Origin of the sequence: Paracraurococcus lichenis (assembly GCF_030657435.1) — a bacterium.
Classification (GTDB): domain Bacteria; phylum Pseudomonadota; class Alphaproteobacteria; order Acetobacterales; family Acetobacteraceae; genus Paracraurococcus; species Paracraurococcus lichenis.
Genome location: NZ_JAUTWS010000001.1, coordinates 164,221 through 176,325 on the forward strand (window position 1 = coordinate 164,221; position 12,105 = coordinate 176,325).

The window sequence follows — 12,105 nt, forward strand, 5'->3', positions numbered from 1 at the left end:
CAATGCGGATGACCATGCTCCCGACCCCCCAGCGGCCGCAGGCGCAGCTTGCAGACATCCTCCGCGTCTTCACTGCCCTCGGCATGGCGAGCTTCGGTGGCGGCCTGCCCGGCTGGATGCATCGGGAGGTGGTGGAGAAGCGCCGCTGGATGTCGGAGGAGGCCTTCCTCGCCGGCATCGCGTTGGGGCAGGTGCTGCCCGGGCCGAACAGCGTGAACCTCGCGCTCTATATCGGGCAGCAATTGCGGGGCTGGCCCGGCGCGGCCTGCGCCTTCCTCGGCATCCTCGGGCCGCCCTTCCTGTTCATCCTCGGCCTCGCGCTGCTCTATGCCTGGGCGGGCGGCGCGGCCGGGATCGGCGTGGTGCTGGCGGGCGTGGCCGCGGCCGGGCTGGCGAACTCGCTCACCGTCGGCCTCAAGACCGCGCGCCGCATGAAGGGCGCCTGGCCTTGGGCCATGGCAGGGCTGACCTTCGCCGCCATCGGCCTGCTGCGGCTGCCGATGATCCCCGTGGTGCTGGTGCTGGTGCCGGCCAGCATCGCGCTCGCCTGGCGGGCGACGCCACATGCCTGAGCGCCTGCTCGCCCTGGTGCTGGTCTTCGCCCCGCTCTCCCTCGTCTCGCTCGGCGGCGGGCCCTCCATCTTCGCCGAAATGCAACGCCAGGCGGTGGAGGTGCATGGCTGGATGACGGATGCGCAGTTCGTCGGCCTCTTCGCCATCTCCCGCGCCGCGCCAGGCCCCGGCTCACTGATCTGTGCGCTGGTCGGGTGGCAGGCGGCGGGCTTCGTCGGGGCGCTGGCGGCGGCGCTGGCGCTCTACCTCCCCTCGACGCTCCTGCTGCTGGCGGTCGGGCATTGGTGGCGGCGGAAGGGCGACAGCCCGGTGCGCAAGGTGATCGAGCGCGGGCTGGCGCCCATCGCGGTCGGGTTGATCTTCGCCGGCGTGCTGACGCTGCTGCGGGCCGATGGCGCGGGCTGGCTGGAACTGGCGGTGCTCGCGGCCTGCACGGCGGCGCTGGTCCGCGGCGCCAGTCCCTATCTGGTGCTGCTGGTGGTCGCCATGCTCTATGCCGGGCTGCAGCAGGCCGGCATGATCGGCGCCGCCGGTTGACGTAAGCGGCAGGCGGGACGAGAGTGCGGCCCGACGCCACACCCGCAATCAAGAATGTGCCGGAGAGGAGACCCCATGGCCGGAGAGCAATTCGTCGAGCATGCCCGCGACGGCGACGTGCATGTCCTCCGCCTCGCCAATCCCCCGGTGAACACCCTGCGCACCGAGGTGCGCGCCGGGCTGCTGGACGGGATCCAGGCGGCGCAGCGGGAAGGCGCGCGGGCGATCCTGCTGATCGGCAACGGCCGCAATTTCTCGGCCGGCGCCGAGATGACGGAATTCGGCAAGCCGCGGAAGCCGCCCTCGCTGCCCGAGGTCTTCGACGCCATCGAGCAGTCGAAGGTGCCGGTCTTCGCCGCCATCCACGGCAATGCGCTGGGCGGCGGGCTGGAGCTTGCGCTCGCCTGCCACGCGCGCGTCGCAACCCCGGGCGCGCAGGTCGGGCTGCCCGAGGTCAAGCGCGGCTTCGTGCCGGGCGCCGGCGGCACCCAGCGCCTGCCGCGGCTCATCGGGCTGGAGGCGCTGCGCATCATCGTGTCAGGCGAGCCGGTGACGGCGGAGGAGGCGCAGAAGCTCGGCTTCGTCGATGCGGTGCTGCCCGGCGACCTCGAGCATGCCGCGGTCGCCTGGGCGCGGGAGAATGCCGGCAGGCAGTTCACCCTGGCGCGGCATCGGAAGGACAAGATCGAGGGCTTCGACGCCGCAAAATTCGATGAGGCCGCGAAGAAGCTGACCGCGCGCAGCCGCGGGCAGGAGAGCCCGCTCGGCTGCGTCGCCGCCGTCCGCGCCGCCTTCACCCAGCCCTTCGAGGAGGGGCTGAATGTCGAGCGCGAGCAGTTCACCCGCCTCGTCCAGGGCGAGCAGAGCCAGGCGCTGCGGCACATCTTCTTCGGTGAGCGCGAGGCGCAGCGCATCCCCGACCTGCCGGCGGATGCGAAGCCGCTGCCGGTGAACAGGCTGGTCGTCATCGGCGGCGGCACCATGGGCGGCGGCATCGCCATGTCGGCGGCGAATTTCGGCCTGCCCGTGACCATCGTCGAGACGAGCCAGGAGGCGCTGGACAGGGGCCTGAAGCGCTGCGAGGCGAACTGGCAGCGCACCGTCAGCAGCGGCCGCCTGTCGCAAGCCGAGTATGAGAAGCGCCGCGCGCTGCTCTCCGGCACCACCGATTTCGAGAAGGCCGTCGGCGAGGCCGACCTCGTCATCGAGGCGGTGTTCGAGAACATGGAGGTGAAGAAGGAGGTCTTCGGGCGGCTCGACAAGGCGGCGCGGCCGGGCGTGGTCCTTGCCTCCAATACCTCGACGCTGAACATCGACGAGATCGCCTCGGCCACGAAGCGGCCCGAACTGGTGGTCGGGATGCATTTCTTCAGCCCGGCGAACGTGATGCGCCTGCTGGAGAACGTGAAGGGCAAGGCGTCCAGCCCGGCCGCGATCGCCACCGCGACCGAGATCGGCAAGCGTATCGGCAAGCTGCCCGTGCTGGTCGGCAATTGCGACGGCTTCGTCGGCAATCGCATGACCGGCAAGCGCGGCCCGCAGATCGAGAAGCTGCTGCTGGAAGGCTGCCTGCCGCAGGACATCGACCGGGTGATGGAGTCCTACGGCATGGCCATGGGCCCGCTCGCCACCGGCGACCTCGCGGGCCTCGACATCGGGGCTGCGGTGCGCAAGGCGCGCGGCACGGTGGCGCCCGTCGCCGATGCCGTGGTCGCGGCCGGCCGCCTCGGCCAGAAGACGTCGAAGGGCTATTACGACTACGACGAGAACCGGAAGCGCCTGCCGTCGCAGGAGGTCGAGCGGATCATCCTCGACCTCGCCGAGAAGATGCAGGTGCGCCGGCGGAAGATCGAGGACCAGGAGATCCTGGAGCGCGTGCTGCTGCCCATGGTGAACGAGGGCGCGCGCATCCTGGAGGAAGGCATCGCCTACCGGCCCATCGACATCGACGTCATCTTCGTCAACGGCTTCGGCTGGCCGGCCTTCCGCGGCGGGCCGATGTTCTTCGCCGACCGGCTGGGCCTGAAGGCGGTGCGCGACAAGCTGGCGCACTACGCCGAGGTGACGGGCGACCGCAACCTTCAGCCGACGGCGCTGATCGAGCAACTGGCGAAGGAGGGCGGCAGCTTCGCCACGCTGAAGGGGCCGGCGAAGGTCTGATGCGCCCCGGTCGGCCCTTCCCCTGGGAGGCGGTCTACCCACCCGGCCTCGATTGGGGCCTGGCCATCGGGACCGGGACGCTGGGCGGATTGCTCGAGCGCAGCGCGGCCGAGTTCGGGCCGCGCATCGCGATCCGCTACCGCGACACCGCCATCGCCTATGCCGACCTGCTGGCGATGGCGCGGCGCGTCGCGGGCGCGTTGCTGGCGCTGCCGGCGGCACGGGACGGCGTGGCGCTGCTGCTCGGCAATACCGCCTTCCATCCCTGCCTGGTCTTCGGCGCGGCGCTGGCCGGCATCCGCGTGACGCAGCTTTCGCCGATCGACGCGCCGCGGACCATCACCCACAAGCTGCGGGACAGCGGCGCGCGGGTGCTGGTGACGCTGGCGCATGAGGGGCTGCTGACGCTCGCCGGCGCGCTGCGGGCGCAAGGGCTCGCGGAGGTGCTGGTGGTCGGCGACGACGCGCATTGGGGTGCCGGCCCGCCCTCCGCGCCCGTGCCGGAAGGCGCGCTGCGGATCGAGGACTGGCTGCGGGCGCCAGAGCCCGCGGCGCTGCCCGCGGTGCGGCCGCAGGACGTGATGCTGCTGCAGTACACCGGCGGTACCACCGGCCTGCCCAAGGGCGCCATGCTGACGCATGCCAACCTGACGGCGGCCTGCGCGCAGTATGACGCCTGGAACGGTGGCCGCGGGCCTGATGCGGCGCGGCGGCACCGCAAGGTCATCGGCGTCCTGCCGCTGTTCCACATCTACGCCTTCACCGTCGACCTGCTGATGGCGCTGACACGCGGCGACGAGATGCTGCTGCACGCCCGCTTCGATGCCGAGGCCGTGCTGCACGACATCGAGGTCGAGAAGGCCACCGACATGTGCGGCGTGCCGACCATGTGGATCGCGCTGGCCAACCATCCGCGGATCGACGAGGCCGACCTCTCCTCGCTGCAGGGCGTCGCCTCGGGCGGCGCAGCGCTGCCGCCCGAAGTGGCGCAGCGCTTCGAGCGCATCACCGGCAAGCGCATCAGCGGCGGCTGGGGCATGACGGAGACCGCGCCGGCGGGCACCAGCCAGCCGAACTGGGACGGCGCCGGGCCGCGCAGCGGGACCATCGGCGTGCCGCTGCCGGGGATCGAGATGCGCGTGGTCTCGCTGGACGACCCGACACGCGTCCTGCCGCCCGGTGAGACCGGCGAGATCGCCATCCGCGGGCCCAATGTCTTCCAGGGCTACTGGAACCGGCCGGAGGAGACCGCGAGCGCCTTCCTGGACGGCTTCTTCCTGACCGGCGATATCGGCCGGATGGAGCCCGACGGGTATTTCGTCCTGACCGACCGTAAGAAGGACATGATTCTCTCCGGCGGCTTCAACGTCTATCCGCGGTTGATTGAGGATGCGATCCACGAGCACCCCGATGTGCTGGAATGCGCCGTGATCGGCATCGCCGATGAGTATCGCGGCCAGGCGGCCAAGGCCTTTGTCACGCTGAAGCCGGGCGCGGTGCCCTTCACGCTGGAGGGCTTGCGGGTCTTCCTGGCCGACCGACTTGGGAAGCACGAGATGCCGGCGGCGCTCGAGATCCGCGACGCGCTGCCGCGCACGCCGGTGGGCAAGCTGGCGAAGCTCGAATTGATCGAGGAGGAGCGGCGCCGCGGCGCCGCCACGATCGGCGTGACGCCGATCGGCAACGTAGGTTGAACGGAGAGACGCCATGGAACTGCGCTTCAGCGAAGCCGAGCGTGCCTTCCGGCAGGAGGTCCGCGACTTCATCGCCAGGGAACTGCCGGAGGAGACCCGCCAGCGCATGCTGGCCGGCAAGTCGCCGACCAAGCAGATGGTGGTGGACTGGCAGCGCAAGCTGAACGCCAAGGGTTGGGCCGTGCCGGAATGGCCGCGCGAATGGGGCGGGCCGGACTGGACGCTCGGCATGCGCTACATCTTCCGCGAGGAATTGCAGATGGCGCCGGCGCCGCAGCCGCTCGCCTTCAATACCAATATGTGCGGGCCGGTGGTCGCCGAGTTCGGCACGGAGGAGCAGAAGAAGCGCTTCCTGCCGCGCATGGCGAACCTGGACGACTGGTGGTGCCAGGGCTTCTCCGAGCCCGGCGCCGGCTCCGACCTCGCCGGCCTCAAGACCCGCGCGGTGAAGCAGGGCGACCATTACATCGTCAACGGTCAGAAGACCTGGACCACGCTGGCGCAGCACGCCGACTGGATTTTTCTTCTTGTCCGCACCGATCCCAACGCGAAGAAGCAGGAGGGCATCTCCTTCCTGCTCTGCGACATGAAAACCCCTGGAATCACGGTGCGCCCGATCATCACCATCGAGGGCGGGCACGAGGTGAACGAGGTCTTCTTCGACGACGTCAAGGTGCCGGTGGAGAACCTGGTCGGCGAGGAGAACAAGGGCTGGGACTGCGCCAAGTTCCTGCTGGGCAATGAGCGCTTCGGCCAGGCGCGCGTCGGCGCCAGCCGCGAGCGAATCCGCCGCCTGAAGGCCATCGCGGCCACCGAGAGCATGGACGGTGGTCGTCCGCTGATGGAAGATCCCGACTTCGCCCGCAAGGTGACGGAGATCGAGGTCGAGCTGAAGGCGCTGGAGATGACGGTGATGCGCGTCATCGCCACGGAATCCAAGCGCAAGGACAAGAAGCCGGATCCCGCCACCTCCGTCCTCAAGATCAAGGGCACCGAGATCCAGCAGATGTGCTCCGAGCTGCTGATGAGGGCGGCCGGGCCCTATGCCTGGGTGGATGGCGACCCGGAGGCGGAGGGCAGCAACGACATCGACGTCGCGCCCGATTGGGCCTTCGGCCTCGCGGGGGTCTATTTCAACTGGCGCAAGCAGTCGATCTACGGCGGATCCAACGAGATCCAGCGCAACATCATGGCGAAAGCCTTCCTGGGGCTCTGAGGGAACAATGGACTTCGATCTGACGGAAGAGCAGCGCCTCCTCCAGGACAGCGTCGCCCGCCTGCTGGGCGACAAGTACGGCTTCGAGCAGCGCAAGGCCGCCATGAAGACGCCGGAGGGCTGGAGCCGGGAGGTCTGGGCGCAATATGCCGAGCTCGGCCTGCTCGGCCTCCCCTTCGCCGAGGACGAGGGCGGCTTCGGCGGCAGCCATGTGGAGACCATGCTGGTCGCCGAGCAGCTCGGCAAGGCGATCGCGCTGGAGCCCTGGATCCCGACCGTCGTCATCGGCGGCGGCTTCCTCCGCGCCGGCGCCGAGGCCTCGGTCCGCGCCGAGCTTGTGCCGCAGATCGCCGCCGGCGAGCTGATCCTGGCCTTCGCGCATACCGAACGCCAGTCGCGCTACGACCTGAACGACGTGACGACGACCGCGAAGAAGGACGGCAGCGGCTGGGTGATCAGCGGCCGCAAGGGCATGGTCATCCATGGCGACAGCGCCGGGAAGCTGGTGGTCACGGCGCGCACCGCCGGCGGCCAGCGCGACGCGAAGGGCATCGGCGTCTTCCTGGTGGATGCGAACGGCCCCGGCGTGACCCGCCGCGGCTACCGCACCGTGGACGGCCAGCGCGCGGCGGAGGTCGAGCTCTCCGGTGCCCGCGCCGAGGCGGTGCTGGGCAACCCGGAGGACGGGCTGCCGCTGGTGGACCAGGTGGTGGACGAGACCATCGTCGCGCTCGCCGCGGAAGCCGTGGGCTGCATGCAGGTCGCCCACGACATGACCATCGACTACATGAAGACCCGCAAGCAGTTCGACCGGCCGATTGGCAGCTTCCAGGCGCTGCAGCACCGGGCCGCGGACATGCTCGTTCAGCTCGAGCAGGCGCGCAGCATGTCCTATTTCGCCGCCATGGGCGTCGAGGAGCGCGACCCGGTCGAGCGGCGGAAGAACATGGCCTCGGTCAAGGTGCAGATCGGCCGCTCCGCCCGCTTCGTCGGACAGCAGTCGATCCAGCTGCATGGCGGCATCGCCATGACGATGGAGTATGCCGCCGGCCACTACTTCAAGCGGCTGACGGTGAACGACGCCATGTTCGGCGATGCCGATTACTGGGTCCGCTTCCTGGCGAATACCGGCGGCCTCGTCCAGGCGGCCTGATCCCAGGCTCCGGCCGGCATTCCGCGGCCGGCCGGAGCGTCATCCCCCACATGCCACGCGCCGCTGCCGCACCCTCGTGGGCGAGCGCGGCAGCATGCCGTCCTCCAGGGGACGTGCAGGCGCGGACGCTCTTCCCCCAGGGGTGGGAGGCGAAAATGCCCTGTCCCCGCTACGTTGAAGTCAAGTAACGGCCCTTCGGGTCTTGCACGCACCGGGGCGTTGCGGTTGCATGGGTGCATCGCAGCAAAGACGCGACCGGGGGCGGATATGACGGGTTGGGTGATCGGGCGCCGCCAGGCCCTGGCCGGTGCCGGGGCGGCACTGGCGATTCCGGCGATCGGGCGGGCGCAGGCCGAACCGATCCGGATCGGCGAGATCAACAGCTACACCGCCCAGCCCGCCTTCCTGCTGCCCTATCGCAATGGCTGGACCCTGGCGCTGGAGCAGGTGAACGCCGCCGGCGGGATCAACGGCCGCCGGATCGAGACCATCCACCGCGACGATGCCGGCAAGCCGGAGGACGCCGTGCGCATGGCCGGCGAGCTGGTGAATGCCGAGAAGGTCGCGCTCCTCTCGGGCGGCTTCCTCTCCAATGTCGGCCTGGCGATCGCCGACTACGCCAACCAGAACCGCAGGCTCTACGTGGCCTCCGAGCCGCTGACCGATGCGCTCGTCTGGTCGCGCGGCAACCGCTACACCTTCCGCCTGCGCGCCAGCACCTACATGCAGTCCGCCATGCTGGTGGAGGAGGCGGCGAAGCTGCCGGCGAAGCGCTGGGCGACCGTCGCGCCCAACTACGAATACGGCCAGTCCGCGGTCCGCTGGTTCAAGGAGCTGCTGACCCGCGCGCGCCCCGACGTCACCTTCGTCGCCGAGCAGTTCCCGGCGCTCGGACGAATCGATGCCGGCGCCACCGTGCAGGCGCTGGCCGCCTCGAATCCGGAGGCGATCTTCAACGTCACCTTCGGCGCCGACCTGACCAATTTCGTCCGCCAGGGCCTGACCCGCGGCCTCTTCGAGCGGCGGCGCGTCGTCTCCCTGCTGACCGGCGAGCCGGAATACCTCGACCCGCTGCAGGACGAGGCACCGGAGAACTGGATCGTCACCGGCTATCCCTGGGAGCAGATCAACACGCCGGAGCACACCGCCTTCCGCGACGCCTATCGCAAGCGCTGGAACGACTATCCGCGCCTCGGCAGCGTCGTCGGCCACGACACGGTCATGGCCATCGCCGCCATGCTGCGGAAGTCGCCCTCGCTCGATACCGAGGCCATGGTGGAAGCGATGCAGGGGCTGCAATTCGCCTCGGTCTTCGGGCCGGTGGAGTTCCGCGGCATCGACCATCAGTCCACCATGGGCGCCTTCGTCGGCCGCACCGTGCTGCGCAACGGCAAGGGCACCATGGCGGACTGGCGCTATGCCGATGGCAGGGGCTACCTGCCGCCCGACGACGTGGTGCGCGCGCTGCGGCCGCAGAGCTGACCGCCCCGCCTTGGAGAACCTGGTCCTCCAGGCCCTCAGCGGCCTGGCGAGCGCCTCCTCGCTCTTCCTGGTGGCGAGCGGGCTGACGGTCATCTTCGGCGTCAGCCGCATCGTCAATTTCGCGCATGGCTCCTTCTACATGCTGGGGGCCTACATCGCCTGGAGCTTCGTCACTGCCCTGCCGCGCGGGCATCTCGGCTTCTGGGGCGGCATCCTGGCGGCGGCGCTGCTGGTCGGGCTGATCGGCGTGGCGGTGGAGGTGCTGCTGCTACGCCGCATCTACCGCGCGCCGGAGCTCTTCCAGCTTCTCGCCACCTTCGGCGTGGTGCTGGTGGTGCAGGACCTGGCGCTGCTGACCTGGGGCGCGCAGGACCTGCTCGGCCCGCGCGCCCCGGGGCTGCGCGGCGGCACGGAGATCCTCGGCCTGCGCTTCCCGGATTACGAGTTGTTCCTGATCGGCGTCGGGCCGGTCGTGCTCGGCTTGCTGGTGCTGCTGTTCCGCGGGACGCGCTGGGGCACGCTGGTGCGCGCCGCGACGCAGGACCGGGAGATGGTCGGCGCGCTCGGCGTCAACCAGCGCATGCTCTTCACCAGCGTCTTCTTCCTGGGCAGCCTGCTCGCCGGACTCGGCGGCGCGCTGCAACTGCCGCGGGAGAGCGTGAACCTGCACATGGACCTCTCCATCATCACGGAAACCTTCGTGGTGGTGGTGGTCGGCGGCCTCGGCAGCCTGACGGGCGCGGCGCTGGCGGCGCTGCTGATCGGGGAGTTGCACGCCTTCGGCATACTGGTGCTGCCGAAGATCACCCTGGTGCTGGTCTTCCTGGTGATGGCGGCGGTGCTGGTGGTGCGGCCCTATGGCCTGATGGGCAAGGCGCCGGGACCGGCGCATGGCGGGGCTGGGGCTGCGGAGCCGGTGATCCGCCCGGCGCCACGGCCGCTGCTCTGGCTCGGCCTCCTCGCCCTCGCCGCGGCGGTGCTGCTGCCGCCCTTCGCCGGCGACTATGCGCTGTCGGTCTTGACCGAGATCGCCGTCCTCGTCCTCTTCGCCGCCAGCCTGCACCTCATCATGGGTCCCGGCGGGATGGCGAGCTTCGGCCATGCCGCCTATTTCGGCCTCGGCGCCTATGGCGCGGCGCTGGCGACGAAGTGGCTGGCGGCGCCTATGGAACTCGGCCTCGTCCTCGCGCCCGTTGCCGCCGGCCTCTTCGGCCTGGTCTTCGGCTGGTTCTGCGTGCGTCTCTCCGGCGTCTATGCCGCCATGCTGACGCTGGCCTTCGCGCAGATCGCCTGGTCGGTCGCCTTCCAATGGGTCGAGGTGACCGGCGGTGACAACGGCATACTGGGCGTCTGGCCGGACGCCTGGGCGGCGCCGAAGCTCACCTACTACTACCTGACGCTCGCGCTCTGCCTCGGCGCCACGCTGCTGCTGCGGCGGATCATCCACGCCCCCTTCGGCTATGCGCTGCGCGCCCAGCGGGACAGCGCGCTGCGAGCGGAGGCGATCGGTATCGATGCCTTCCGCATCCGCTGGCTGGCCTTCGCCCTGGCCGCCGTCATGGCGGGCATCGCGGGCGGCCTCTTCGCCTATGCCAAGGGCAGCGTCTTCCCGACCTTCCTCGGCATCCCGCGCAGCGTGGACGCGCTGCTGATGGTGCTGCTCGGCGGCGTGCAGACCTTGAGCGGCCCGATCATCGGCGCGCTCGCCTTCACCGGCCTGCAGGAACAACTCGTGCGCCTGACCGAGTACTGGCGGCTGGTGCTGGGCCTGGTGATCATCGCCCTGGTCCTGTTCTTCCCGCAGGGCCTGGCCGGCGCCGCCCGCGCGCAGTGGGAGGCCCGCCGTGGCGACGCTTGAGGTCGAGGGACTCGCAAAAAACTTCGGCGGCGTGCAGGCGGTGCGCGGCGTCTCTTTCGCGGTGCGCCCCGGCGAGATGCTCGCCCTCATCGGCCCGAACGGCGCGGGCAAGTCCACCTGCTTCAACATGCTGAACGGCCAACTTCGGCCGGATGCGGGGCGCGTCCGCCTGCTCGGCCGGGACATCACCGGCCTGGCGCCGCGGAAGGTCTGGCGCCTCGGCGTCGGCCGGACCTTCCAGATCACCGCGACCTTCGGCTCCATGACGGTGCTGGAGAACGTGCAGATGGCGCTGCTCTCCCACCACCGCCGCCTCGGCGGGCTCTGGACGCCGGTGCGGCGGCTGGATCGCGCCGATGCTGAGGCGCTGCTGGCGCGCCTCGGCATGGCGGCGCAGGCGGAGCGGCCCTGTGGCATCCTGGCCTATGGCGACCTGAAGCGCGTCGAACTCGCCATCGCCCTGGCCAACGACCCGAAGCTGCTGCTGATGGATGAGCCGACGGCCGGCATGGCGCCGCAGGAGCGCGTGGCGCTGATGGCGCTGACCGCCGGCATCGCGCGGGAGAGGGGCATCGCCGTGCTGTTCACGGAGCACGACATGGACGTGGTCTTCACCCATGCCGACCGCATGCTGGTGCTGGACCGCGGCACGCTGATCGCCGAGGGCGCGCCGGCCGAGGTGCGGGCGAACCCGCGGGTGCGCGAGGTCTATCTCGGGGGCTCGCATTGATGCTCTCGGTCAGCGGGCTCTCGGCGCATTACGGCCGCGCGCATATCCTGGACGGGGTGACGCTCGAGGTCGGGGCGGGCGAGGTCGTCGTGCTGCTCGGCCGCAACGGCGCGGGCAAGAGCACGACCATGAAGGCCATCATGGGCCTCGTTTCGCCGAGCGGCGGCAGCCTGCGCTTCCTCGGCCAGGAGATCGCGAGGCGCGAGCCCTTCGAGATCGCCCGCCTCGGCCTGGGCTACGTGCCGGAGGAGCGGCGGGTCTTCTCCGAACTGACCGTGATGGAGAACCTGGAGGTGGGGCGGAAGCCGGCGCCCGACGGGATGCGCGCCTGGACGCCGGAGCGTCTCTTCGCGCTTTTCCCCAGCCTCGGCGCCATGAAGGACCGGCCGGGCGGGCGGATGAGCGGCGGCGAGCAGCAGATGCTCACCATCGCCCGCGCCCTGATGGGCAATCCGCGCCTGGTGCTGCTGGACGAGCCGAGCGAGGGCCTGGCGCCGGTCGTGGTGGAGCGGATGGCGGAGGCGATCCTCGCGTTGAAGGCGGAAGGCCTGTCCATCCTGCTCTCGGAGCAGAACCTGCACTTCGCCCGCGCCGTCAGCGACCGCGCGACCATCATCGAGAAGGGGCGCATCCGCTGGAGCGGGACGATCCCGGACCTGATGGCGGCGGAGGAGGTGCGGGAGCAGTACCTGTCGGTCTAGC

General features: G+C 70.3%; 10 protein-coding genes. All 10 read left to right on the forward strand.

Going from position 1 to position 12,105, the window contains the following annotated elements:
* Positions 1–14: 14 nt before the first annotated feature.
* The 10 genes from Q7A36_RS00755 to Q7A36_RS00800 all read left to right on the forward strand — a co-directional run bounded on the left by Q7A36_RS00755 (position 15) and on the right by Q7A36_RS00800 (position 12,104).
* Positions 15–572 (forward strand): chromate transporter, encoded by a 558-nt coding sequence (locus Q7A36_RS00755; RefSeq protein ID WP_305101723.1) that lies wholly within the window; start codon positions 15–17, stop codon positions 570–572.
* Positions 565–1,110 (forward strand): chromate transporter, encoded by a 546-nt coding sequence (locus Q7A36_RS00760; RefSeq protein WP_305101724.1) that lies wholly within the window; start codon positions 565–567, stop codon positions 1,108–1,110. Before Q7A36_RS00755 ends, Q7A36_RS00760 begins: the two co-directional genes overlap by 8 nt.
* A 75-nt stretch (positions 1,111–1,185) precedes the next feature.
* Positions 1,186–3,270, forward strand: coding sequence for a 3-hydroxyacyl-CoA dehydrogenase NAD-binding domain-containing protein (locus tag Q7A36_RS00765; RefSeq protein WP_305101725.1), 2,085 nt, complete (start codon positions 1,186–1,188; stop codon positions 3,268–3,270).
* Positions 3,270–4,964, forward strand: coding sequence for an AMP-binding protein (locus Q7A36_RS00770; protein ID WP_305101726.1), 1,695 nt, complete (start codon positions 3,270–3,272; stop codon positions 4,962–4,964). The genes Q7A36_RS00765 and Q7A36_RS00770 overlap by 1 nt, the downstream gene beginning before the upstream one ends.
* A 13-nt stretch (positions 4,965–4,977) precedes the next feature.
* Positions 4,978–6,180 carry an acyl-CoA dehydrogenase family protein gene (locus Q7A36_RS00775; RefSeq protein ID WP_305101727.1) on the forward strand — a complete coding sequence of 401 codons (1,203 nt, stop codon included), beginning with the start codon at positions 4,978–4,980 and terminating at the stop codon, positions 6,178–6,180.
* A gap of 7 nt (positions 6,181–6,187) precedes the next feature.
* Positions 6,188–7,333: an acyl-CoA dehydrogenase family protein gene (locus Q7A36_RS00780; RefSeq protein ID WP_305101728.1), complete on the forward strand. Its 1,146-nt coding sequence runs from the start codon at positions 6,188–6,190 to the stop codon at positions 7,331–7,333.
* Positions 7,334–7,612: 279 nt separating this feature from the next.
* The gene (locus tag Q7A36_RS00785) at positions 7,613–8,815 is read left to right on the forward strand and encodes an ABC transporter substrate-binding protein (RefSeq protein ID WP_305101729.1); all 1,203 of its coding nucleotides are present in this window, start codon (positions 7,613–7,615) and stop codon (positions 8,813–8,815) included.
* A 10-nt stretch (positions 8,816–8,825) separates the two neighbouring features.
* Positions 8,826–10,673, forward strand: coding sequence for an ABC transporter permease (locus tag Q7A36_RS00790; RefSeq protein ID WP_305101730.1), 1,848 nt, complete (start codon positions 8,826–8,828; stop codon positions 10,671–10,673).
* Complete coding sequence (locus Q7A36_RS00795) at positions 10,660–11,403, forward strand: ABC transporter ATP-binding protein (RefSeq protein ID WP_305101731.1); 744 nt, start codon at positions 10,660–10,662, stop codon at positions 11,401–11,403. Before Q7A36_RS00790 ends, Q7A36_RS00795 begins: the two co-directional genes overlap by 14 nt.
* On the forward strand, positions 11,403–12,104 hold the full coding sequence (locus Q7A36_RS00800) for an ABC transporter ATP-binding protein (protein ID WP_305101732.1): 702 nt from the start codon (positions 11,403–11,405) through the stop codon (positions 12,102–12,104). Before Q7A36_RS00795 ends, Q7A36_RS00800 begins: the two co-directional genes overlap by 1 nt.
* Position 12,105 lies beyond the last annotated feature (1 nt).

Bases quoted from the DNA above. Each gene is read 5' to 3' on its own strand.
- Q7A36_RS00765 (WP_305101725.1), top strand. From the start codon at position 1,186: ATGGCCGGAGAGCAATTCGTCGAGCATGCCCGCGACGGCGACGTGCAT.
- Q7A36_RS00800 (WP_305101732.1), top strand. From the start codon at position 11,403: ATGCTCTCGGTCAGCGGGCTCTCGGCGCATTACGGCCGCGCGCATATC.
- Q7A36_RS00780 (WP_305101728.1), top strand. From the start codon at position 6,188: ATGGACTTCGATCTGACGGAAGAGCAGCGCCTCCTCCAGGACAGCGTC.
- Q7A36_RS00770 (WP_305101726.1), top strand. From the start codon at position 3,270: ATGCGCCCCGGTCGGCCCTTCCCCTGGGAGGCGGTCTACCCACCCGGC.
- Q7A36_RS00775 (WP_305101727.1), top strand. From the start codon at position 4,978: ATGGAACTGCGCTTCAGCGAAGCCGAGCGTGCCTTCCGGCAGGAGGTC.
- Q7A36_RS00755 (WP_305101723.1), top strand. From the start codon at position 15: ATGCTCCCGACCCCCCAGCGGCCGCAGGCGCAGCTTGCAGACATCCTC.
- Q7A36_RS00760 (WP_305101724.1), top strand. From the start codon at position 565: ATGCCTGAGCGCCTGCTCGCCCTGGTGCTGGTCTTCGCCCCGCTCTCC.